Origin of the sequence: Micromonospora sp. NPDC047620, from assembly GCF_043205005.1 — a bacterium.
Classification (GTDB): Bacteria; Actinomycetota; Actinomycetes; order Mycobacteriales; family Micromonosporaceae; genus Micromonospora.
Genome location: NZ_JBIDDG010000013.1, coordinates 108,925 through 131,390 on the forward strand (window position 1 = coordinate 108,925; position 22,466 = coordinate 131,390).

Annotated in this window: 21 protein-coding genes, 3 pseudogenes and 1 riboswitch; of the genes and pseudogenes, 11 read left to right on the forward strand and 13 right to left on the reverse strand. The window is 73.4% G+C overall.

Translation table 11 applies throughout. From position 1 onward, the window contains the following. Positions 1-12: 12 nt before the first annotated feature. A riboswitch (SAM riboswitch) is annotated at positions 13-134 on the reverse strand. A gap of 63 nt (positions 135-197) precedes the next feature. Then, positions 198-1,661: a PrsW family intramembrane metalloprotease gene (locus tag ACGF5C_RS17975; RefSeq protein WP_393302945.1), complete on the forward strand. Its 1,464-nt coding sequence runs from the start codon at positions 198-200 to the stop codon at positions 1,659-1,661. 66 nt (positions 1,662-1,727) lie between these two features. On the opposite strand, the gene ACGF5C_RS17980 is transcribed toward ACGF5C_RS17975, so the two are convergent. After that, the gene (locus ACGF5C_RS17980; protein WP_350706900.1) at positions 1,728-1,895 is read right to left on the reverse strand and encodes a hypothetical protein; all 168 of its coding nucleotides are present in this window, start codon (positions 1,893-1,895) and stop codon (positions 1,728-1,730) included. 102 nt (positions 1,896-1,997) lie between these two features. Beyond that, the gene (locus tag ACGF5C_RS17985; protein ID WP_350686889.1) at positions 1,998-2,336 is read right to left on the reverse strand and encodes a co-chaperone GroES; all 339 of its coding nucleotides are present in this window, start codon (positions 2,334-2,336) and stop codon (positions 1,998-2,000) included. Between the two features lie 160 nt (positions 2,337-2,496). Between ACGF5C_RS17985 and ACGF5C_RS17990 the strand changes: the two genes are divergently transcribed. Next, a complete protein-coding gene (locus ACGF5C_RS17990) occupies positions 2,497-3,795 on the forward strand; it encodes an AI-2E family transporter (protein ID WP_393302947.1) in 1,299 nt (432 codons plus the stop codon). Positions 3,796-3,809: 14 nt separating this feature from the next. On the opposite strand, the pseudogene ACGF5C_RS17995 reads toward ACGF5C_RS17990, so the two are convergent. Both ACGF5C_RS17995 and ACGF5C_RS18000 read right to left on the reverse strand, forming a co-directional pair. Next, positions 3,810-4,499, reverse strand: a pseudogene (locus ACGF5C_RS17995) (ATP-dependent DNA helicase); the annotation flags it as partial. A gap of 189 nt (positions 4,500-4,688) precedes the next feature. Continuing rightward, positions 4,689-6,118 (reverse strand): annotated as a pseudogene (locus ACGF5C_RS18000) (ATP-dependent DNA helicase); the annotation flags it as partial. 66 nt (positions 6,119-6,184) lie between these two features. Between ACGF5C_RS18000 and ACGF5C_RS18005 the strand changes: the two are divergent. Then, positions 6,185-6,691 (forward strand): DUF402 domain-containing protein, encoded by a 507-nt coding sequence (locus ACGF5C_RS18005; protein WP_350706906.1) that lies wholly within the window; start codon positions 6,185-6,187, stop codon positions 6,689-6,691. A 105-nt stretch (positions 6,692-6,796) separates the two neighbouring features. Here ACGF5C_RS18005 and sigJ read toward each other — a convergent pair whose 3' ends face one another. Next, positions 6,797-7,762 (reverse strand): RNA polymerase sigma factor SigJ, encoded by a 966-nt coding sequence (gene sigJ, locus ACGF5C_RS18010; RefSeq protein WP_393302949.1) that lies wholly within the window; start codon positions 7,760-7,762, stop codon positions 6,797-6,799. Positions 7,763-8,157: 395 nt separating this feature from the next. Here sigJ and ACGF5C_RS18015 point away from each other — a divergent pair, with 395 nt between their 5' ends. Both ACGF5C_RS18015 and ACGF5C_RS18020 read left to right on the forward strand, forming a co-directional pair. Continuing rightward, positions 8,158-8,784 carry a DUF47 family protein gene (locus ACGF5C_RS18015; RefSeq protein ID WP_350706910.1) on the forward strand — a complete coding sequence of 209 codons (627 nt, stop codon included), beginning with the start codon at positions 8,158-8,160 and terminating at the stop codon, positions 8,782-8,784. Positions 8,785-8,788: 4 nt separating this feature from the next. Beyond that, on the forward strand, positions 8,789-9,793 hold the full coding sequence (locus ACGF5C_RS18020; protein ID WP_350706912.1) for an inorganic phosphate transporter: 1,005 nt from the start codon (positions 8,789-8,791) through the stop codon (positions 9,791-9,793). 119 nt (positions 9,794-9,912) lie between these two features. Here the strand turns inward: ACGF5C_RS18020 and ACGF5C_RS18025 are convergent. After that, a pseudogene (locus tag ACGF5C_RS18025) lies at positions 9,913-10,170 on the reverse strand (Gfo/Idh/MocA family protein); the annotation flags it as partial. 70 nt (positions 10,171-10,240) lie between these two features. Here ACGF5C_RS18025 and ACGF5C_RS18030 point away from each other — a divergent pair. Then, positions 10,241-11,074 carry an NUDIX domain-containing protein gene (locus ACGF5C_RS18030; protein ID WP_393302951.1) on the forward strand — a complete coding sequence of 278 codons (834 nt, stop codon included), beginning with the start codon at positions 10,241-10,243 and terminating at the stop codon, positions 11,072-11,074. A 171-nt stretch (positions 11,075-11,245) separates the two neighbouring features. Here ACGF5C_RS18030 and pstB read toward each other — a convergent pair whose 3' ends face one another. The 7 genes from pstB to ACGF5C_RS18065 form a co-directional block, all read right to left on the reverse strand. Then, on the reverse strand, positions 11,246-12,022 hold the full coding sequence (pstB, locus tag ACGF5C_RS18035; protein WP_393303134.1) for a phosphate ABC transporter ATP-binding protein PstB: 777 nt from the start codon (positions 12,020-12,022) through the stop codon (positions 11,246-11,248). Positions 12,023-12,042: 20 nt separating this feature from the next. Further along, positions 12,043-13,131 carry a phosphate ABC transporter permease PstA gene (gene pstA, locus ACGF5C_RS18040; RefSeq protein ID WP_393302953.1) on the reverse strand — a complete coding sequence of 363 codons (1,089 nt, stop codon included), beginning with the start codon at positions 13,129-13,131 and terminating at the stop codon, positions 12,043-12,045. Positions 13,132-13,291: 160 nt separating this feature from the next. Further along, positions 13,292-14,383 carry a phosphate ABC transporter permease subunit PstC gene (pstC, locus tag ACGF5C_RS18045; RefSeq protein ID WP_393302955.1) on the reverse strand — a complete coding sequence of 364 codons (1,092 nt, stop codon included), beginning with the start codon at positions 14,381-14,383 and terminating at the stop codon, positions 13,292-13,294. Between the two features lie 51 nt (positions 14,384-14,434). Further along, a complete protein-coding gene (pstS, locus tag ACGF5C_RS18050; protein WP_393302957.1) occupies positions 14,435-15,541 on the reverse strand; it encodes a phosphate ABC transporter substrate-binding protein PstS in 1,107 nt (368 codons plus the stop codon). A gap of 345 nt (positions 15,542-15,886) precedes the next feature. Beyond that, on the reverse strand, positions 15,887-16,813 hold the full coding sequence (mshD, locus tag ACGF5C_RS18055; protein ID WP_393302959.1) for a mycothiol synthase: 927 nt from the start codon (positions 16,811-16,813) through the stop codon (positions 15,887-15,889). 121 nt (positions 16,814-16,934) lie between these two features. Continuing rightward, positions 16,935-17,840, reverse strand: coding sequence for a polysaccharide deacetylase family protein (locus tag ACGF5C_RS18060; protein WP_393303136.1), 906 nt, complete (start codon positions 17,838-17,840; stop codon positions 16,935-16,937). 108 nt (positions 17,841-17,948) lie between these two features. Beyond that, entirely contained in the window at positions 17,949-18,668 is a 720-nt protein-coding gene (locus ACGF5C_RS18065; protein ID WP_393302961.1) for a winged-helix domain-containing protein, read from the reverse strand. Positions 18,669-18,912: 244 nt separating this feature from the next. On the opposite strand from ACGF5C_RS18065, the gene ACGF5C_RS18070 reads away from it, so the two are divergent. The 5 genes from ACGF5C_RS18070 (at position 18,913) to ACGF5C_RS18090 (ending at position 22,460) form a co-directional block, all read left to right on the forward strand. Next, positions 18,913-19,974, forward strand: coding sequence for a hypothetical protein (locus ACGF5C_RS18070; protein ID WP_393302963.1), 1,062 nt, complete (start codon positions 18,913-18,915; stop codon positions 19,972-19,974). An 81-nt stretch (positions 19,975-20,055) separates the two neighbouring features. Further along, positions 20,056-20,844, forward strand: a complete 789-nt coding sequence (locus ACGF5C_RS18075; protein ID WP_393302965.1) for a DUF2993 domain-containing protein — start codon at positions 20,056-20,058, stop codon at positions 20,842-20,844. A 153-nt stretch (positions 20,845-20,997) separates the two neighbouring features. Next, positions 20,998-21,075, forward strand: a complete 78-nt coding sequence (locus ACGF5C_RS18080) for an Ms5788A family Cys-rich leader peptide (protein ID WP_311202345.1) — start codon at positions 20,998-21,000, stop codon at positions 21,073-21,075. Between the two features lie 209 nt (positions 21,076-21,284). Continuing rightward, positions 21,285-22,133, forward strand: a complete 849-nt coding sequence (locus ACGF5C_RS18085; RefSeq protein WP_393302967.1) for a sulfurtransferase — start codon at positions 21,285-21,287, stop codon at positions 22,131-22,133. Between the two features lie 3 nt (positions 22,134-22,136). Then, complete coding sequence (locus tag ACGF5C_RS18090; protein ID WP_393302968.1) at positions 22,137-22,460, forward strand: DUF1416 domain-containing protein; 324 nt, start codon at positions 22,137-22,139, stop codon at positions 22,458-22,460. Positions 22,461-22,466: the final 6 nt, after the last annotated feature.

Consider the following 22,466-nt stretch of genomic DNA (forward strand, 5'->3'; position numbering starts at 1 on the left):
CACACCGGGCGGGGTCCGCGCTTGCCCGGCACGCGGATCGGGCCGGGCCCGGTCATCACCCGGGGCACCCCACCGCGAACCTCGACGAGGGTTGCCGGCCAGCAAGCCGGGGCTTGACGCTGGCGCTCGTGACCTGCCGGCAGCATAGCGCGCGGATGCGCCCGGTCCAGCCGGCCGGGGGTGACTACGCTGACCGCATGGCCGACACCCCGCCCGGCGCACCCCTGCCGCCGTCGCCGACCGTGCCCGCCGTCCCGCCGTCGGGCGCGGCCGCTCCCCGGATGCCGCTGCGCCGGCTGGGCTGGCGGCGGGCCCTGGTGCTGGCCGGGGTCGTCCTGCTGATCGCCGCCTGCGCGGTGTTCATGGTCTTCACGCTCGGCGAGAGCCTCGGCGTGCAGGCGCTGCTGATCGGCCTGGTCGCGGCGATCCTCCCGGTTCCGGTGCTGGTGGGCTGTTTCCTCTGGCTCGACCGGTACGAACCGGAACCGCTGAAATACCTGATCTTCTGCTTCGCCTGGGGCGCGTTCGTCTCGACCGCCGCCTCGCTGACCGTCAACGAGTTCTCGTCCGGGCTCTTCGACGACTGGGGGCTGCCGACCGCGCTGACGGCGGTGCTGGTCGCGCCGTTCATCGAGGAGCTCACCAAGGCGCTCGGGCCGATCCTGCTGCTGATCTTCCGCCGACGGGAGATTTCCGGGATCACCGACGCCCTGGTCTACTGCGGGCTCTCCGCGATCGGGTTCGCCATGGTGGAGAACATCCTCTACCTGGGCGGCTACGGCTACGCCACCGGCGTCGAGCGGTACGGCCCGGCGACCGGCACGCAGCAGGTCATCGCGATCTTCATCGTCCGGATCCTGCTCTTCGGCTTCGCCCACCCGCTGTTCACCTCGATGACCGGGGTCGGGCTGGGCATCGCCGCCCGCACCGCCGACCGACGCGTCCGGGTGCTCGCCCCGATCGCCGGCCTGCTGCTGGCGATGATGCTGCACGGCCTGTGGAACCTGCTGCCCACGCTCACCCAGGCCACCGGTGAGGCGCTGATCATGCTGTACGGCTTCATCGGCGTGATGGTGCCGATCTTCTTCGGCATGGTCGGGCTGGCCGTGTGGCTGCGGGCCTGGGAGGGGCGGCTCACCGAGCGCACCCTGCCGGACTACGTCCGGGCCGGCTGGCTGACCCCGCCGGAGGTGGCGGCGCTGAGCAGCCTGGGGCGACGGCACGCGGCCCGGGTGTGGGCCAAGCGGGTGGCCGGGGACCCCGGCGTGCGGGCCATGCGCGGCTACCAGTTCGCGGCGACCCGGCTGGCGCTGCTGCGCGACGGCGCGCTGCGCGGCCTGGACCGCAGGCCGGCGGACCGGGAACGGACGGCGCGGGAGGAACGGGAGCTGCTGGAGGCGATCGCCGCGTACCGGTCGTTCTTCGTGGGGAGGGATCCGCAGGCGCCGGCCGGGATCTGGGACGGGCACCGCTACCACCTGCGGTTCCCGGACGGCTCGCAGCGGCCGGTCGAGGCGCCGGACGAGCCGGTGGTGCCGATCCCGGTGGTGCTCGCCCCGCCGCCCCCGGCCTTTCCCGCCGGCTACGGGGCCCCCGGCTACGGCCCGCCCGGCTGGCCCGGCGCGCGACCCGCGGGCCCCTGGCCGCCCGGCCACCACTGACCCGGCCCCCGGCCGCCGGTCACCGCTGGGGCGGCGCCCCGGGTCGCCCCGTGGTGGTCCGGGTCGTCAGGTCATCAGGCTGGTGAGGAAGTCGCCGAGGCCCTGCGCCATCGCCATCAGCCCCGCCCCGATCGCCTTGAACATCTCCGCCGCGCCCTCCGGCCGGAACGCCATGAAGTAGATCAGGAACGCGACGCTTCCCCAGAGCAGCAGCTTCTTCACGAATACCGGCATCGTCCCTCCCCAGGGCCGGTGGTGCGGCTGGCTTCCCGGCCGGGAGCGCCGCAAACGACACCGGCGCCCGCAGCCGCGCGCGGCGGGGCGGGCGGGGAGGGCTCAGAGGTAGAGGCCGGTGGAGTCGTTCTCCACGCGCTCGGCGGCCACGGCGTGCACGTCGCGCTCGCGCAGCAGCACGTACCCGCGGCCGTGCAGCTCGACCTCCGAGCGGTCGTCCGGGTCGAACAGGACCCGGTCGCCCGAGACGATGGCGCGGACGTTCGGCCCCACCCCGACAGCGGTGGCCCAGGCGAGCCGCTTGCCCACCGCGGCGGTCGCCGGGATCACGATGCCGGCGGTGGAGCGGCGCTCACCCTCGCTCCCCTCCATCCGCACCAGCACGCGGTCGTGCAGCAGGCGGATCGGCAGGCCGGAGTCGAGATTCTTGTCGGCGGTCACGCCGGAAACGCTACCGTGTCCCGGTCGGGCGGCCGTGAGCGGTTACGCGCCGGGGGCGGGGGGCACTGTGTGGCGGAACTGCCCTACGGTGGCGTGGTCGGACGTATCCTGTCCGCCCACCAGGGCGGGCACGGCCAGGTTCTGAAGCCAGGAGGTGCACTTGAGCCGCTTCGAGCGGGTACGCGGACGGCTTCGTCGCGCGTACGAGTCGGGCCGGAAATCGGTGCGCCCCCGTCGTACGGACCCGGTCGACGCTTCCGAGCCGGCCGGGGTGGCCTCGCCGGCGTCCCCCGGACCGGCGGCGTCGGCGACCGCGACCGTGGTGGGCGCGGAGCCGCCCGCGGCGATGCACACCTCCACCTCCAGCCGCGACGACGCCGACGTGCCGCACGGGCTGCGGATTGCCGCGGCCTGGTCCTGGCGGCTGATCGTGATCGGCGTCGTCGCCTGGGCGCTGATGAGGATCGTCGGCACCATCAAGATCGTGGTCATCCCGCTGGCGGTCGCGCTGCTGCTCTCGGCGCTGCTCGCGCCGGCCGTCAGCTGGCTGCTGCGGGCCCGCTTCCCCCGCTCGCTGGCGACCGCGGTGGTGCTGGTCGGGGGCCTCGCCGCGGTGATCGGCACGCTGACCCTGGTGGTGAACGAGTTCATCCAGGGCGTGCCGGAGCTGAGCAAGAAGTCGTCGGAGGGCGTCCGGCAGATCCAGGACTGGCTCAAGACGGGCCCGCTGCACCTCTCCGACGGCCAGCTCGACCGCTACATCGAAGAGGGCCAGAAGTGGGTCAACGACAACACCGAGAAGCTCACCAGCGGCGCCCTCTCCACGGCCGCGACGCTGGCCGAGGTGCTGACCGGCACGCTGCTGGTGCTCTTCGCCACCTTCTTCTTCCTGCGTGACGGCAACCGGATCTGGCGCTTCCTGGTCCGGCTGCTGCCGGTGGCCGCCCGCTGGAAGGTCGACGACGCCGGCCGGGCCTCGTGGTCGACCCTGGTCGCCTACGTACGCGCGACCGTGCTGGTCGCCTTCATCGACGCGGTCGGCATCGGCATCTTCCTGGTCGTCTTCGACATCCCGTTCGCCTTCCCGCTCGCCGCGCTGGTCTTCCTCGGGGCGTTCATCCCGATCGTCGGGGCGACCCTGTCGGGCGTCGTCGCGGTCCTGGTCGCGCTGGTCGACAGCGGCCTGGTGACCGCGTTGATCATCCTCGGCGTGGTGATCGGGGTGCAGCAGGTGGAGGGGCACCTCCTCCAGCCGCTGATCATGGGGCGCGCGGTGGCGATCCACCCGCTCGCGGTGATCATCGGGATCGCGGCCGGCGTGGTCCTCGCCGGGATCACCGGCGCGCTCGTCTCGGTGCCGCTGATCGCCGTGCTGAACACGGCCGTCCGCCGGCTCGCCGCCCGCACCGTTCCGGACACCCCGCCCGACGCCGTCGTCGTCGCCGCCAAGGCCCCCTGACCCGCCTGGGCGGGTCAGACCTTGGCGAGGCGTTCGAGAGCGCCGCGGGCGACCTCCGGCCGGGTGGTGTACCAGAACGGCGGCAGCGAGCGGCGCAGGAAGGCTCCGTAGCCCCGCGCGGTCTCCAGCCGCGAGTCGAGCACCGCGACCACGCCCTTGTCGCCGGTCGACCGGATCAGCCGCCCCACCCCCTGCGCCAGCCGGACCGCGGCGATCGGCACGCTCACCGCGGCGAAACCGGACCCGCCGTTGGCGTCGACCGCGGCGGCCCGGGCCGCCGCGAGCGGCTCGTCCGGCCGGGGGAAGGGCAGCCGGTCGATGACCACCAGCTGGCAGGAGTCGCCGGGCACGTCGACGCCCTGCCACAGCGACATCACCCCGAACAGGCAGCTCGCCTTCTCCTCCCGGAACCGGCGCACCAGCAGCGGCAGCGCCTCCTCGCCCTGGAGCAGGACGGGCAGGTCGGTCCGCGCGCGCAGCAGCTCCGCCGCCTGCTGCGCGGCCCGTCGCGAGGAGAAGAGGCCGAGCGTACGCCCGCCGAGCGCGGTGACCAGCGCGAGCAGTTCCTCGCCGGCCGCGTCGGGCAGCCCGGAGACGCTGGGCCGGGGCAGGTGCGCGGCGACGTAGAGGATGCCCTGCCGCGCGTAGTCGAACGGCGAGCCGACGTCGAGCGAGCGCCACCCGGGCCCCGACGTCGCCGGCAGCCCGGGCGTGCCGGTCGCAGGGCCAGGCGGCTCGCTCCCCGCCGACCCGGCGCGTCCGGTCGCCCCGCCGCCACCCGTGGCCCCGACCGGGCCGGGCCCGGCGGCCGACGTGACCCCGGCGCGCCCCGCCGGGTCGGTGCGGCCGGCGGCGCGGGCGGCCAGGGCCGCGGCGGCCGGTGACGGCGGGTCGGCCGGGGGCGCCTCCAGGCCCAGCGCCCGGGCCACCGTGTCGAACCGGCCGCCGAGCGTCAGGGTCGCCGAGGTGGCGACCACCGTGCGCTCGTCGTACAGGTGGGTGGCGAGGGTGCCGGCGACCGACAGCGGCGCGACCACCAGCGCCCGGCGGCCGGTGTTGTCGTTCTTCTCCACCCAGGCCACGTCGTGGTCGGCCTCTTCCAGCAGCCGCTGGGCGGTGGCGGACAGCTCGTCGAGCACCGCCTTGGCCTGCTGCTTGCGCACCGGATCGGGGTCGTCGGCCTTGATCTCGCCGATGCCGTCGAGCGCCGCCCGGGTGGCCGCGTCGAGCAGGGTGCACGCCTCGCGCAGCGCGGCCGGCAACCCGGAGGTGATCCGCCCGGCCGGTGCCTCCGCCAGCCCGACGGCCAGGGCGTCGCCGGCCGCGGTGAGCGAGTCGGCGGTCTCCGGGCGCAGCAGTGGGCGGGCCCGCTTCGCGGAGCGGTCGATCAGCTCCGGCACCAGCTCGGCCTGGGCGGCCGAGGAGACGCGGTCGGCCAGCTCGTGCGCCTCGTCCACGATGAGCAGCTTGTGCGGCGGCACGATGTGCCGGCCGGCGAGCATGTCCACGGCCAGCAGGCTGTGGTTGGTGACGACGATGTCGGCCTCGCGGGCGCGGGCGCGGGAGGCCTCGGCGAAGCACTCCGCGCCGAACGGGCAGCGGGCCGCGCCGACGCACTCCCGGGCCGGCATGGAGACCAGCCGCCACGCCTGGTCGTCGACGCCCGGGTCCAGCTCGTCCCGGTCGCCGGTGTCGGTCTTCTCCGCCCAGTCGCGCAGCCGCTGGATCTGCTTGCCGAGCCGCCCCGCCTCGCCGAGCCACTTCGTGCCGCCGCCGGGGCGCGCCGCCGGGGCGTCGAAGAGCGTGTCCTCCGGCTCGTCCTCTGTGGAGTTGTCCAGCCGGGCGAGGCAGAGGTAGTGGTGCCGCCCCTTGAGCACGGCGAAGGTGGGCCGGCGCCCGAGTACCGGCTCCACGGCGTCGGCGAGCCGGGGCAGGTCGTGGTCGACCAGTTGGGACTGCAACGCCAGGGTGGCCGTGGAGACCACCACCGGGCCGTCCACGGTCAGCGCCGGGGTGAGGTAGGCCAGCGACTTGCCGGTGCCCGTGCCGGCCTGCACGAGCAGGTGCTCGCGCGCCTGCACGCACTCCTCGATGGCGGTGGCCATCTGCTGCTGGCCCGGGCGCGCGGCGCCGCCGGGCACCGCGCCGACCGCGGCGGCGAGCAGCTCGGCCCCGCTCGGCCGGGAGCCCCGCCGGCGGCCTCCGGTGCGGGGCGAGGGGGCGGCGGAACCGGTGGCGAGGCGCGGAGTCACCGTGCGACGGTACCCGCCGGCGCCGACACCGGCCGCGCCGATCCGGGCGTGGCGCCGTCACGGTACGGAATCCCACGGGCCGAGTCCGGTAACTTCCGTGCGGCGACAGATGGGCGGTATCGGTTAGGGTGCGACTCATGCCGAGCGACGTGGTCCGCGTGATCTACCGCAAGTACGACGGCAGCGCCCACCGCGACTACCCGGCCCGCCGGCTGGCCGAGGACGACCTCGGCGTCTGGCTCGGCGTCACCGAGGGCACGAAGTCGGTCTACCACGGCCGGCCGTCGGTCGAGCAGATCCCGTTCGTGCTCCTGGTGCCCCACCAGGGCTGGTGGACCGGCATGTTCAACCCGCCGCCGCGCACCAGCGAGGTCTACTGCGACATCGCCAGCCCGGCCCGCTGGGAGGACGACCACACCGTCCACCTGATCGACCTGGACCTGGACGTGGTGCGCCGCCGGGCCACCGGCGCGGTCGAGCTGCGCGACGAGGACGAGTTCGCCGAGCACCGGGCCCGCTTCGGCTATCCGGACGACGTGGTGGCGGAGGCCGAGGCGGCGGCCCGGTGGCTCCTCGGCGCGCTCGGCGACGGCACCGAGCCGTTCGCCACGTCGTACCGGAAGTGGCTCGCCCTGGTGGTCTGAGCCGGCGCGGTCGCCGTGGCCGGGCGCGCCCGAGCGCTTCCGTCGACACGGCGGCCCACGGGGCACCGACGCGGCGCCTGGATGTCGCCGACGCGGCGCCGGGGGTCACCAGCGTGGCGGCCAGCGGTCGTCGGCCCCCAGTGGCGGCACGTCGCGCAGCTTCTCCGGGTTGAGCTGGTGGAAGATCCCGGTCACCCGGCCGCCGTCCACCGCCAGGGCGGCGACCACCCGCAGCGGCCGGCCGTCGGAGTGCACCGTCTCCATCTGCATCCCCAGCACGCCGTCGACGAGCACCGGGCGGGCGCGCACCGTGGCGCCGTAGCGGCCGGCCCGGCCGAAGAGGCCCAGGACGAACCGGGCCACCGCGTCGACGCCGACCACCGGGCGGCGGGCCGCCGGGAAGTGGCCGCCGCTGTCGCCGATGAGGACCACGCCCGGGGCGAGCACCCGCACCAGCGCGTCCAGGTCGCCCGACTCGACGGCGGCGACGAACGCGGCGACGACCCGGCGCTGCTCGGCCGGGTCGGCGGTGTCCCGGGGCGCGTCGGGCGCCTGCACCGCCCGGCGGGCCCGGGAGGCGAGCTGGCGGGCGGCGGCGTCGGTCGTGCCGAGCGCCTCGGCGATCCGGGGGAAGGGGACGGCGAAGACGTCGTGCAGCACGAAGGCGACCCGCTGCTCGGGCGTGAGCCGTTCCAGCACCACCATGAGCGCCGTGCCGACCTGGTCGGTGCGGACCGCGCGCTCCGCCGGGTCGGGCGCGAAGCCGTCGGTGCGCGGGCCCTGGTCGAGCGGGGTCACCACGGGCTCCGGCAGCCACTGGCCGGGGTACGCCTCCCGCCGCACCCGCGCCGAGCGCAGCACGTCCAGGCAGATCCGGGCGCAGGCGGTGGTCAGCCAGGCGCCGAGGTGCCGGATCTCGGCGCGGGCCGCCGGGTCGGCGAGCGCGGCGGCGTACCGCAGCCAGGTCTCCTGCACGGCGTCCTCGGCCTCGCCGCGGCTGCCGAGCATCCGGTACGCGACCGCCAGCAGCCGCCCCCGCTCGGCCTCGAACTCCGTCGCCAGATCCCGCACCCGAACCTCCCAGCACCGACCCGTCGCCCCATTCTCCCGCCACCCCGCCCCACCCACCGTCCCGCCTCGACGGGCGGACGGGGCGGGGGCTGGTACGCGGTGCCGGCGGACCGCGAGTGGCACCGCGACCGGGGCGGTCGCGCACCTGCTCAGGGAGACGTTCGGCACCCCTTGATCTGGGGTATCCGCCTGCCGGTTTCGACGTCCGGCGGGAACGGGAGCGGCTGCTGAGATTTGAGGGAAACGTCGTAGGTGAACGGCAGGTGAACGACCGATGAATGTGGCCTGACCAGGGGGAGGCCGCGGAATTCCCGCTTCCGTCGTTTCCTAGCATTCCCAGTCGGGCATCCCTCCGGGCGGCCGTACCCTTCCACCGACACGACGAGGTCCGTGCTGTGAAGTTTTCCTTCCGCCCGAACGAGGGCGCCTTCTACGAGCTCTTCACCAGGGCCGCGCAGAACCTGGTGAAGGGCACCGAACTGCTCAACGAGCTGGCCCTGCCCGGTGTGGAGGTGCAGTCGGTCAGCGAGCGGCTCACCGAGGTGGAGCACGACAGCGACCAGATCACCCACGAGCTCTACAAGAAGATCAACTCCACCTTCATCACGCCGTTCGACCGGGAGGACATCTACCGGCTCGGCTCGCTGCTGGACGACGTGATGGACCACCTCGAGGCGGTCGGCAACCTGCTCTACCTCTACGGGCTCACCAAGATCCCGTCGCTGCCCCGGGAGATGCACGAGCTGATCAACGTCCTCGACGCGCAGGCGAAGCTGACCGCCGAGGCCATGCCGCGGCTGAAGTCGATGAAGGACCTCGAGGACTACTGGATCGAGTGCAACCGGCTCGAGAACGACGGCGACCAGGCGTACCGGATGCTGCTGGTCCGCCTCTTCTCCGGCGAGTACGACGCACTGACCGTGCTGAAGATGAAGGAGGTCGCCGACGAGCTGGAGGCTGCCTGCGACTCCTTCGAGCACGTGGCGAACACCGTCGAGACCATCGCGGTCAAGGAGTCCTGATCCTGTGAGCCCCGAACTCATCGCCGTGCTGGCGGTGATCGCGGTGGCGTTGGCGTTCGACTACACCAACGGCTTCCACGACGCCGCCAACGCGATCGCGACCAGCATCTCCACCCGGGCGCTCACACCCCGGGTGGCCCTGGCCATGGCGGCGGTCGGCAACTTCATCGGCGCCCACTTCGGCGCCGAGGTGGCCAAGACCGTCGGCAGCGGCCTGGTGAAACTACCCACCGGGCAGGCCAGCCTCGGCATCGTCTTCGCCGGCGTGATCGGCGCGATCGTGTGGAACCTGATCACCTGGTACTTCGGCCTGCCGTCGTCCTCGTCGCACGCGCTGATCGGCGGACTGGTCGGCTCGACCGTCGCCGCGTCCGGCACCGTGCTCTGGAGCGGCATCGGGGAGAGCGTGATCATCCCGATGGTCCTCTCGCCGATGGTCGGCTTCCTGCTCGGTTACATCGTCATGATCGCCGTGCAGTGGATCTTCCGGAAGGGGCACCCCGGCAAGCTCAACCGAGGCTTCCGCTGGGCGCAGACCGCGTCGGCCGCCGCGATGTCGGTCGGCCACGGCATGCAGGACGCCGCCAAGACCATCGGCATCGTGGTGCTCGCCCTCTACGTGGGCGGCTACCAGGACGACCCGAGCTTCATCCCGGAGTGGGCGTTCTGGACCTCGGCGGCCGTGCTGGCCGCCGGCACGTACGCCGGTGGGTGGCGGATCATCCGGACGCTCGGCCGGAAGATCATCGACCTGAAGCCGCCGGAGGGGTTCGCGGCCGAGACCGTGGCCAGCTCGGTGCTCTACTTCAACGCGCTGGTCCTCGGCGCCCCGATCTCGACCACCCACACGATCACCTCGGCGATCATGGGTGTCGGCGCCACCAAGCGGCTCTCCGCCGTGCGGTGGGGCGTGGCCGGCAACATCGTCGGCGCGTGGATCCTCACGTTCCCGGCCGCCGGCTCGATCGGCGCCCTGATGTACTTCCTGGCCCGCCCGCTCTTCAGCTGACGGCCGACCCGGAGGGCCCTCGCCGACCGGCGGGGGCCCTTCGCGCGTCCAGGGCGTCAGGAGTAGTCGACGCCGATCTGGGCGCGGATCCCGTCGAGCAGGGCCGTCACCTCCAGGGTGGCCGCGAGACAGGTCAGGGCCGCCTCGTGGTGCGCGGCGTGCGGGGGTGGCGACGAGACGACGTCCAGGTCGTCGTCCGCGGCGAGTTCCGCCCACGAGGCGTACGCCCGCGGCACGCCGTGGCGGCGCGCGAACCGCTCCGCGCTCTCGGCGGTCCGCGAGCCGACCGCCGTCAGCTCGGCGCCCGGCACCAGCCGGAGGTCCTCCCCGAAGCGGCCGGCGATGTTACCGGTGGCGAGGATGCCCCAACGAGCCATGGCGGCCACCTAGAGAAGGTCGCCGGACGGCAGAGCGGGCGATCCACCGGTCGGGAACTAGGCTCGGCGCATGACGATCCACGCCGACGGCTTCCCCGCACCCCCGGCGCTGGTGGAGCACGCCCGCCGGTTCCGCGCTGAGGGCGCCACCCCGGCGGCGCCCCGGGTCGCTGCCACCGTGCTGCTGCTCCGCCCGGCCGGCGACGACTTCGAGGTGTACCTGATCCGGCGGGTCGCCGCGATGGCCTTCGGCGGGATGTACGCCTTCCCCGGCGGTGGGGTCGACCCCTCGGACTCGCAGGCGCACCTGGACTGGGCCGGCCCGACGCCGGCCGGCTGGGCCGAGCGGCTGGGGCTGACCCCGGCGGCCGCCCAGGCGGTGGTCTGCGCCGCCGCCCGCGAGGTGTTCGAGGAGGCCGGGGTCCTGCTCGCCGGCCCCGACGCCGGGACCGTGGTGGGCGACGTGAGCGGCGACGACTGGGAGGCCGACCGGGTGGCGCTGGAGCAGCGCCGGGGCGGCTTCGCGGATCTGCTCGCCCGGCGCGGGCTCACCCTCCGGTCGGACCTGCTGCTGCCGTGGAGCCGGTGGATCACGCCGGAGTTCGAGCCGCGCCGCTTCGACACGTACTTCTTCGTGGCCCTCCTGCCCGAGGGGCAGCGGACCCGGGACGTCTCCGGTGAGGCCGACCACACCCTGTGGATCCGCCCGGCGGACGCCCTGGCCCGGGCGGAGGCGGGCGAGCTGACCATGCTGCCGCCGACCCTGGTGACCCTGGCCCAGGTGGCGGCCGGCGGCGACCTGGCCGGCGTCGCCGGGGCGGCGGCGACCCGGGACGCCGCCACCCCGGTCACCCCGCGCCTCGACCTGCCCGACGACGGCGAACCCCGCTTCGTGCTGGCCTGACCGCCGCACCCGACGCCGGGTGCCGGCGCTGCCCTGCGCCCCGGTCCGGGACCGACGGGACGGGAGTCGGCCGACGGCCGACGCGGTCGGGAGCCGGGGGCACGGACGCCGACGGCGCCCCGCCCGGGACGGGGACGGGACGCCGATGGGCGGGGACGGGGCCGGGCCGGCTCAGCCGAAGCGGCCGGTGATGTAGTCCTCGGTCTTCTTCACCCCGGGGTTGCTGAAGATCTTCTGCGTGTTGTCGTACTCGATCAGGCGGCCCGGGTCGCCGGTCTGCTCGATGGAGAAGAAGGCGGTCCGGTCCGAGACGCGGGCGGCCTGCTGCATGTTGTGCGTGACGATGATGATCGTGAACTTGTCCTTGAGCTGGAACATCAGGTCCTCGATGGCCAGCGTGGAGATCGGGTCGAGCGCCGAGCAGGGCTCGTCCATCAGCACCACCTGCGGCTCGACCGCGATGGTCCGGGCGATGCAGAGCCGCTGCTGCTGACCGCCGGAGAGGCCGGCGCCGGGCTTGCCGAGCCGGTCCTTCACCTCGTCCCAGAGGTTGGCCGAGCGGAGCGCCTTCTCGGCCGCCTCGTCCAGGATCGACTTCTTGCGGACCCCGTTGAGCCGCAGGCCGGCCACCACGTTCTCGAAGATGCTCATGGTGGGGAACGGGTTCGGCCGCTGGAAGACCATGCCGATCATGCGGCGGACGGCGGTGACGTCGACGTCCCGGTCGTAGATGTCCTGGTCGTCGATGGTGAGGCTGCCCTCGACCCGGGCGCCGGGAAGCACCTCGTGCATCCTGTTGATCGACCGGAGGAAGGTGGACTTGCCGCAGCCGGACGGGCCGATCAGGGCGGTCACCGTCTTCGGCTCGACGGTCAGGTTGATGTTCTCGATCGCCTTGAAGGCGCCGTAGTAGGCGGTCACGTTCGAGGCTTCGATGCGCTTGGCCATGGTGGTGGTACCTCCGGGGTTCATCGGCCGAGCCGGTTGCGGCGGGCCAGCAGCTTCGCCGCGACGGTCAGGATCAGCACGAGGGCGACCAGGGTGAGCGCCGCGGTCCACGCCCGCGCCGGCGCGTACCGGGACGCGTCGCCCGCCTGCTGGTAGACGAAGAGGGCCAGCGACGACTGGTTGTTCTCGAACGGGTTGAAGTTGATCGCCGCGCCGCCGCCGGCGACGAGCAGCACCGGGGCGGTCTCGCCGGCCGCGCGGGCGATGGCGAGCATGACGCCGGTGACGATGCCCGGCAGCGCGGTGGGCAGCACGACCCGCAGGATGGTCTTCCACTTCGGCACGCCGAGGGCGTACGCCCCCTCGCGCAGCGGCGCCGGGACGAGACGCAGCATCTCCTCGGTGGAGCGGACCACGGTGGGCAGCATCAGCACGCTCAGCGCGAGCGCGGCGGCGAAGCCGGAGAAGCTCGGCCGGCCGTCGTTGAACCACGGCGAGACGATCAGCACCCAGAACGCCAGCACGAACAGGCCGGCGACGATCGACGGGATGCCCGTCATGACGTCCACGAAGAACCGGATCGCGAAGGCGAACCGGCCCCGGCCGTACTCGACGACGTAGATGGCGCAGAGGATGCCGAGCGGGACGGTGATCAGGGCGGCGATGCCGACCTGCTGCAACGTGCCGACGATCGCGTGGTACGCCCCGCCGTTCGGGTCGCGGGCGCCGATGTTGTTCATCGAGGTGAGGAAGAAATCGCCGTCCAGCCGCTCGGCGCCCTTACTGACCAGCGTCCAGACCACCGAGGCCAGCGGCAGGACGGCCAGTACGAACGCGGAGTGGATCAGCGCGCTCCAGGTGCGGTTGCGCGCCGACCGGCGCCCCTCGACCGCGTTCGCCGCGGCGAAGAGGCCGACCAGGTAGAGCCCCGCGCCGAGTACCACGACCAGCACCGGGCCGCCGATGCCGGCGCCGTACACGACCGCAGCGGCGACCAGCAGCGCGGCCGCCGCGATGGCCGGTGCGGCGTACTTCGGCAGCCGGCGGGCCTTGAGGGTGGGCGGCTGGGCCGGCGGGCGGGTGCGGTGCGACGTGACGGTGGTGGTCATGCCGCCACTCCGCTTCGCTCGGTGGCGCCGTGAGGCACCGATACCGATGCGCTGTGACGATGGTTCGCTCGCTGACGCTCGCTCATGCCGCCACTCCGCTTCGCTGCGTGGCGCCATGAGGCACCGGCACTGTGACGATGATTCGCTCGCTGACGCTCGCTCATGCGGCCGACTCCGTGAACTCCCGGCGGCGGTGGATGATCGCCCGCGCCGTGATGTTGACGATCAGCGTGATGGCGAAGAGCACCAGACCGGAGGCGATCAGCGCGCCCCGACCCGTGTCGTTCGCCTCGCCGAACGTGTTGGCGATGTTGGCGGCGATGGTGTTGCCGCCGCTCTCGATGAGGTTGAACGAGATGTTGAAGGTGATGCCGAGGGTCATCGCCAGGGCGATGGTCTCGCCGAGCGCCCGGCCCAGGCCGAGCATCACCGCGGCGACGATGCCGGGGCGGCCGTAGGGCAGCACCGCGGTGCGGATCATCTCCCAGCGGGTGGCGCCGAGGGCGAGGGCGGCCTCCTCGTTGGCGGTCGGGGTCTGCAGGAACACCTCGCGGGAGAGCGACGTGATGATCGGCAGCACCATGATCGCCAGGACCAGCGCGCCCAGCATGATGGACTTCCCGAACGGGCCGTCGCCGCCGAAGATCGGGATCCACCCGAAGTACGTGTTCAGCCAGGCGGAGAAGTCCCGGACCGGGTTGATGAAGACGTCCCGGCCCCAGAGGCCGAAGACCACGCTCGGCACCGCGGCCAGCAGGTCGATCAGGAAGCCCAGCGTGGTGCCGAGCCGGCGCGGCGCGTAGTGGGACAGGTAGAGCGCGATCCCCAGGGCCACCGGCACCGCCATCAGCAGGGCCAGGGCGGAGCTGAGCACGGTGCCGAAGGCGAGCGCCCCGATGCCGAACTTCGGCTCCGCGTCGTTCGGGAACCAGCCCTCGAAGGTCCAGAAGCCCTCGGTGTTGGCCCGCAGCGCCGGCACGGCCTTGGCGATCAGGAAGACCGCGATCGCGGCGATGATGACCAGGACGGCGACGCCGGCGGCCAGGGTGAGGCCCCGGAAGGCTCGCTCTGCGCCGAACGCCCGGGCCCGGGGCAGCGCGCCACCGCCGCCCAGCCCGGCTCCGCCCAGGGTACGGGTGCTGACTGGTGGCTCGGCCAGACGCGCCGAGGCACCGGCGGGCCGCTCGTGACCTTCGGTCACGCGGGTCCCGCCGGTGCCGGCGTCGGCCGAGCGCTGAGGGGTTTCACCCATCTGCTCGCTCGCTTCGAGTTGAGGTGGTGGTGATGGTGTCGGTGAGGCGGGTCAGGCGAGGTTCTTGACCGCGGCCTCGACCTTGGCGCGGACCGACTCGGGCAGCGGGGCGTAGCCCAGCTCGGTGAGGTCGGCCTGGCCCTCGGTGCTGGCGGCGTGGCCGAGGAAGCCCTTGACCAGCGGCAGCTTGTCGGCGGCGAGGCCCTTGGTGCAGACGATCTCGTAGGTCACCAGGACGATCGGGTAGGCCCCGGCCACCTTGGTGTTGTAGTCGATCTTCATCTTGAGGTCGTCGCCCTGGCCGACCACCTCGGCGCCGGCGATGGTCTTACCGGCCGACTCGGCGGTCAGCTCGGCGAACTCGCCCGCACCGTTGCCGACCTTGGCGGTCTTCAGGCCGCCGTTCTCGGCGTACGACCACTCGACGTAGCCGATGGTGCCGTCCTGGCCCTTGATCGCGCTGGCCACGCCGTCCGACTTGGCCGCACCGGTGCCACCCGGGGCCTTCCACTCCTTGGCCTTGCCGAAGGTCCAGTCGGACGCGGCGGTCTTGGAGAGGAAGTCGGTGAAGTTGTCGGTGGTGCCGGAGGAGTCCGAGCGGTGCACCGCGTTGATCGCGGTCGACGGCAGCGTGGCGCCCGGGTTGTCGGCCTTGATGGCCGGGTCGTCCCACTTGGTCACCTTGCCGGCGAAGATCTTCGCCAGGGTGGCCGGCTTGAGCTGGAGGTTGTCCACGCCGTTGAGGTTGTAGGCGATGGCGACCGGGCCGATGACCATCGGCAGGTTGATCGCGGCGCCGCCGACGCACTTGGCGTTGGCCTGCGGCTGCTCCTCTTCCTTGAGGGCGGAGTCCGAGCCGGCGAAGTCGGCCGTGCCGGCGATGAAGGCCTGGATGCCGGCGCCCGAGCCGGACGGCTCGTAGTTGATCTTCGCGCCGGAGCACTTCTGCTGGTACGCCTTGATCCACTCGTCCATGGCGTTCTTCTGCGCCGACGAGCCCTGGGCGTTCAGCGTGCCGGTGGCGCAGTCGGCGGCGGCGGCCGACCCGGAGGCGGAGGCGCTGCTCGCGGGCTCGTTGTTGTCCGAGCCGCATGCGCTGAGAGCGAGCGTCGCGGTAAGAGCGAGGCAGGCGAGAGTGCCGTGCCGCTGGAGCTTCACCTGAGGGGTTTCCCTTCACGTCTGACTTCGCACCCGGATTGGGGGCCCGGGGTGCCGGCGCTGACCGGCTGGTCCAAAAGTTAGGAGTGCCAGGTAGCCGGTTTGCCGGTCGCACGTGAACGCGAGGTGAACAGGTGCGGCAGCGCAGGTGACCGCTCGCTGAGGGTGAGTTGTCCGTTAAGTGAACTCGGATGCCCCTGTCGGAAGTATGGTCATTTTTCCGGTAGGCCGTTATCTCGCCGACGCGCCGCCGTTATCCGCCGGTGACCCGTCGGTCCGGGTCCGTCGGTCCGGCCCCGTCGGTCCGGGTCCGTCGCTGGGGCGGCGGACCCGGACCGGTGTCGGTCAGGCCGACTGGTAGTTCACGTGCGCGGACCAGCGGGCGAAGCCGAGCCGCTCGTAGAGGGCCACTGCGGCAGTGTTCGACTCGTCGACGTAGAGCATGACCCGGTCCAGGCCCCGTCGGTCCCGCAGGTACGCCAGGCCGGCCGCCGTCAGCGCCCGGCCCAGTCCGCCCCGGTGCGTCGCCGGGTCCACCCCGAGGACGTAGACCTCGCCGATCCGGGCCGAGCCGGGGCGCTCGTGGACCTTCGTCCAGTGGAAGCCGACCAGCCGGCCGGTGGCCGCCTCGACGGCGAGCAGGAAACCGTCCGGGTCGAACCACGGCTCGGCGAGGCGTACCCGCAGGTCGGCGGGGGACCAGCGGCCCTGCTCGGGGTGCTCGGCGAAGGCACGCGCGTTGAGGGCGAGCCAGGCGGCGTCGTCGTCGCCCGGCCGGAACGCGCGCAGCGTCACCCCCTCCGGCAGCCGGGGCTCGGGGATCGGCGCGGTCAGCGGCCGGCGCAGTTGCCAGAGCACCCGTGCCCGGCGCAGGCCCAGGTCGACGGCGAGCGCGGCGGCGGACGGATGGTCGCCGTGCGCCCAGACCCGCAGCGGCCCCCCGGCCGCCGCCAGCACGCCCCGGGCCAGCGCCCGTCCCGTCCCGCGCCGCCGGTACGCCGGGTGCACCGCCAACTCCACGCCGGTCCCGGCCTCGCCGTCGGTGGTGTCCAGGTGGGCGTACCCGGTCAGCGTCCCGTCGGCGGCCTGGGCGGTCAGGTGCACCACGGCCGCGTCCGGGTCCCGCAGCCGGAGCAGGACGTGCTCGTCGAACGGGTCCGCCCCGTCGGCGTCGCCGGCGGCCCCCGCGAGGGCCAGTACGTCGGCGATCTGCGCGGGGCTGAGGCGGTCGGTCCGGGTCACCTGCTGGCTGGTCGGTGCGGCGCTGGTCATGTCGTCACCGTAGTCCGGTCGGCCGCCGGTTCCCGCCGACCTCAGCCGGCCCGCCGGGCGGTGTAGCGGGGGTCACGGCGGCGGGCCGGGCAGGCGACCGCGCCGGGCGGTTCGCCGAGCGTCACGTCGCGCCGTTGGGCAGCGCCGCCACCTTGAACCGGCTGGTCAGGGCCGGCAGGATCTCGTACAGCGCGTCCACTGTGCCCTGCCGGTCGCCGCCGGCGTCGTGCAGCAGCACGACCGAGCCGGGTTCGACGTTGGTGAGGACCATCCCGGCGATCCGGCTGGCCCCCGGCGTCTGCCAGTCCACCGGGTCGACCGTCCAGTGCAGCGGGCTCATCCCGAGTTCCCGGGCCACGGACACCACCGAGCCGGTCCAGGCGCCGCCGGGTTGGCGGTAGTACGCGATCGGGGCGTTCGGCACCGCCGCCCGGATCGCCTCGCTGGTGCGCAGCAGGTCCGCCCGGATGGTCTCCGGCGACTGCTGGCCGAGGGTGACGTCGTGGTTCCAGCTGTGGTTGCACAGGGTGTGCCCGTCGGCCACTATCGCCCGGATCAGGTCGGGGTGGCTCTGTGCGTTCTCGCCCACCACGCAGAAGGTGGCCCGGACGTGGTGCTCGCGGAGCAGGGCGAGCACCTGCGGGGTGTACTGCGGGTCCGGCCCGTCGTCGAAGGTCAGCGCGACCTGCGACGTGCCGCTGGTGGTCTGCGTGCCGTACGGCCCGTCGGCCCCGGTCGGGGTGCCGCTCGGGCTGGCCCCGCCGTCCTGCCCGGCCACCGCGGGCCCGGTGCTCCGGTCGTCGCCGGGCGTGGGCCGGTCGGGGTCCTCCGTCGGCGGCTGGTCGGCGTAGTGCTGGCCGGTCGTCACGTTGGCGGTGGGACGGTCGGGGACCAGGCTGCGGCCGAGCGCGTACGCGGTGCCGAGGAGGGCGGTCACGACCAGCACGACGATGCCGACGGCGCGCACGGCGGAGGGGTCCCGGATCGTCGTGCCCGTCCGTGCCGAACCGTTGCCCCCGTGGTCGATGCGCACGTCGCCGCCCCCCTTTGCTAGCAATTCCGGCAGTCAGACTAAAACCGGCGAGCTGCGCAAAAACGGGCGTACACGAATAATTCCCCGGAAGGGGAAGGGGGTTCAGATGGGCAGCGGGGCGTGCTCCGACTCCGGCAGCGACCGGGACGGCGGCACGACGAACTTGTAGCCCACCTGCCGCACCGTGCCGATCATCGACTCGTACTCGGAGCCGAGCTTCGCCCGCAGCCGCCGGACGTGCACGTCGACCGTGCGGGTGCCGCCGAAGTAGTCGTAGCCCCAGACCTCTCGCAGGAGCTGGTCCCGGGTGAACACCCGGCCGGGGTGCTGCGCCAGGAACTTCAGCAGCTCGAACTCCTTGTAGGTCAGGTCGAGCGGTCGGCCCTTCAGCTTCGCGGCATACGTGTCCGGGTCGATGGTGAGCTCGCCGGCGCGGATCGAGCCGCCGGCGCCGGACGTCGCGTTGCTCAGCCGGCCGACCGCCAGCCGCAGCCGGGCCTCCACCTCGGCCGGGCCCGCCGAGGCGAGGATGACGTCGTCGACGCCCCAGTCCGCGTTGAGCGCGATCAGCCCGGCCTCGGTGACCACCGCGACCAGCGGCACGCCGAGCCCGGTGGCGTGCAGCATCCGGCAGGTGGCCCGAGCCTCGCTCAGCTCGGAACGGGCGTCGACCAGCACCGCGTCCGGGCTGGGGCCGGCCACCAGGGTGCGGACGTCGCGCGGCGCGGTGCGGACCGAGTGCGGCAGCAGGTCGAGTGCCGGCAGCACAGCGGATGCTTCGCCGGCGCGTGCGGTCACCAGCAGCAGGATCTCCACGATCACCTCCGTCCCGGCGGCCGTCGGCCGCGCGCGACCAGCGCTTTCCGCAGGGGGTGTGGCGCTGATGAACTTGCGTGGGTCCCGGCGTCGCTGACGGGCGGGTAGCGGCTTGAGCGTAACCGATGGCCCCGGCGTCACCTCCGCGTCCTTTCCCGTTTGCCCGGCTTGCCCATGATCGCGCCTCGGGTTTTAACGTTGCCGAAACCGTGGCCTCCGCGCCGGCCGGCCGGTCTGGCACGATCGGGGCGTGTTTCCCTCCAGCTCGCCCGAGACCGGCCGCGACCCGTGGTCCGACGGGCCCCGCCCGGGGCCGTCGGGCCCGTCCCGTGGCCAGCCGCCGGCGCCGCGCACCGGGCCGGCCCCAGACGACGACGGCGCCCGCCGCGGGCGTGGCGGGCCGCGTCGCGCCCGCCGCGGTGGCGAGCCGCCGCGCCGGCCCGACGACGAGGCGGACGCCGAACCGGACGAGGAGGTGGTCGAGCCGGTCGAGGTGCGCCGCCCGCTCGCGCTGGCCGTCGCCGGGTTCGCGGTCCTGCTCGGCATCGGCCTGGTGCTCGGGGCGCAGACCTCCGGCCCGGGCCACCGGCTGCCGTTCGCGGGCATCGTCCTCGGCGTGCAACTGCTCTTCGTGCTGGCCTGGACGATGGCCATGCGGCCGCCGGCGCTGCTGCTGGTCGCCCTGGTCAGCGTGGCCGCCGCGGTCGCGGCCGACACCGCCGCCGTGCAGACGGACGTCGCCGGACTGGCGCCGCTGGGCTACGTCGCGGCGGGCGCCTTTCTCCTGGGGGTGCTCGGCCAACTCGTCCGGCGGGTCGACCGCGTGCGGGTGACCGACTCCCTGGGTGGCACCCTGCTGATCGTGGTGGGCGTCGTCGCCTTCACCACCCTGATCACGCTCAGCCGGATCCCGGCCGGCACCCAGGCCATCACCGTCTGCCTCACCGCCAGCGGGGTCGCGCTCACCGTCGCCCGGCTCACCGACGCGGTGGCGCCCTGGCCGCGGCTGGCGCCGCAGGTGCCCCGGGGCGCGGCCGGCGTGGTCGGCGGCGCCATGGTCGGCACGCTGGTCAGTGCCGTTCTCGGCAGCTACCTGGTGACGCCCTTCACCCCGACCAGGGCCGCGATCATCGGGCTGGTCGCCGCCGTCGCCGCCGTGCTGGCCGACCTCGCCGTGGGGTACGCGGAGGCGGGCCGGCTGATGGCGGGGGAGCCGCCGACCATGTGGGTGGCCCGGCACATGCAGGGGCCGCTCGGCGGCTTCGCCCTCGCCGCGCCGGCCGCGTACGCCATGTGCAAGCTGGTCCTCTGACGCGCGGTTGAGGATTTCCCCGTTCGGGTACCACCGATAGGCCGCTACGCGGCACCCCGGGCACTCACGACAGGAGGCGGCGTGGCGCAGGATCACACGTACGAGGAGCGGCCCCGTCGACGCGGGCGCAAGGTGCTCGTCACCCTCGTCGTCCTGCTCCTGGTCCTCGGCGGCCTGCTCGTCGTGGCCGACCGGGTCGCGGCCGGGGTGGCCGAGCGCGCCATCGCCGACCAGATCCGGCAGGAGGTCGCCAAGCAGGGGGCGCAGTCCTCGGCGCCGGAGGTCGAGGTCGGCGGCTTCCCGTTCCTCACCCAGGTGCTCGACGGCCGGTACGAGCGCATCTCCATCGGGCTGCGCGACGTGCAGGGCTCGGTGCAGGGCGACGTGGTCGCGCTGCCGAAGCTCGACGTGGACGCCCGCAACGTCCGCGCGTCGCTGGACACGATCCGCTCCGGGCAGGGCGACGTGGTCGCCGAGACGGTCGACGGCACCGGCACCATCAGCTACGACAGCCTCGCCAAGCTGCTCGACCGGCCCGGGTTGACCCTCGGCGAGCAGGGCGGCCGGCTCGCCGTCACCGCCCCGGTCGACATCCTCGGCCAGCGGCTCACCGTGACCGGCACCGCCGACATCACCGTCGGCAAGGAGGGGCAGGTGGCGCTGCGCTTCAACGACCTGAACGCCGAGGGGCTGCCGAACGTGCCGCTGGCCCGGACGATGCTCAGCAACTACGCCAAGAGCATCTCGGTCGACGTGCCCCTGCCCGAACTGCCGTTCCAGCTCGCCGTCCGGGAGGTCCGGCCGCTGCCCGAGGGGCTGGCGGTGACCGCGGACGCGAAGAACGTGCCGATCAACTCCGCCGCCGGCTGAGCGCGCCGCCGGCTGAGCCCGCCGGCGGTCCGCCCGCCGGCGCGAGCGCGGGGGCGACGCGACCGGGGGTGGCGGGCCGGTGGCGCGGTGGCGCGTCCCGGATGCTGGTCGGTCCGGTGGTGTCATCGGGCGTGGCTGGTAGGCTCCCTGCTCATGGGGACGCTCCTCACCAAACGGCGCGCGGTCGACCTGTGCCGCGTGGCCACCTGCCTGTGTCGCCCCGTCATCTGACGGCGGGGCTGTCCTCGGCTGCCTGACGCAGCCAGTGGCACTCAGGGTCCGCGTACCCCCGGTGCTCTCCCACCGAACGCCCGGCAGCGGCGCCGTCGCACGAACCCGTGATCCGTTTCCTCGCTATGGGTCCCGCGCGTGGTGCGACAGTTATGTTCATCGATCTCCGCGCGCTGGCTCACCATCCATCCTCACCAGGGAGTGATCTGATGAGTCGCGACACCGCACTCGTCTCGGCCGAGTGGGCCGAGAAGAACATCGACGCCCCGGGCGTCGTCTTCGTCGAGGTCGACGAGGACACCTCGGCCTACGACACCGGCCACATCGCCGGCGCGATCAAGCTGGACTGGAAGACCGACCTGCAGGACCAGGTGCGCCGGGACTTCGTCAACAAGAGCCAGTTCGAGGCCCTGCTCTCCGAGCGCGGCATCGGCAACGACGACACCGTCATCCTCTACGGCGGCAACAACAACTGGTTCGCCGCGTACGCGTACTGGTACTTCAAGCTCTACGGCCACCGCGACGTGAAGCTGCTCGACGGCGGCCGCAAGAAGTGGGAGCTGGACGCCCGCCCGCTGGTGACCGACGCGGTGACCCGCCCGGCGACGCAGTACGTGGCGCAGGAGCCGGACACCTCCATCCGGGCCTTCCGCGACGAGGTCGTGGCCGCGATCGGCACCAAGAACCTGGTCGACGTGCGCAGCCCCGACGAGTTCGCGGGCCGGCTGCTCGCCCCCGCCCACCTGCCGCAGGAGCAGGCGCAGCGGGCCGGGCACATCCCCACCGCGATCAGCGTGCCGTGGTCGAAGGCGGCCAACGAGGACGGCACCTTCAAGTCCGACGACGAGCTGCGCAAGATCTACGCCGACGCCGGGCTGGACGACGGCAGGGAGACCATCGCGTACTGCCGGATCGGCGAGCGCTCCTCGCACAGCTGGTTCGTGCTCCAGGAGCTCCTCGGGCACCGCAACGTGAAGAACTACGACGGATCCTGGACCGAGTACGGCTCGCTGGTCGGCGTGCCGGTCGCGCTCGGCGACGAGCCCGGGGAGGCCTGAGCCATGACCGCACCCACCGCTGCCGGCTGCGCCGCTCCCGACCAGGCCGCCCCGCTGCCCGCGAGCCTCGACCTGGAGAAGGAGACCGTGATCACCGGCGTCGTCCGGTCCGACGCGGGCGAGGCCGTGCCGGGCGCGTACGTCCGGCTGCTCGACTCGACCGGTGAGTTCACCGCCGAGGTGGTGACCTCGACGGCCGGCCAGTTCCGGTTCTTCGCCGCCCCGGGCACCTGGACCCTGCGGGCGCTCTCCCGGCACGGCAACGGCGACACCGCCGTGACCGCCGGCCGGGGCATCAACGAGGTCGCCGTCACCGTCGCCTCCTGACCCACG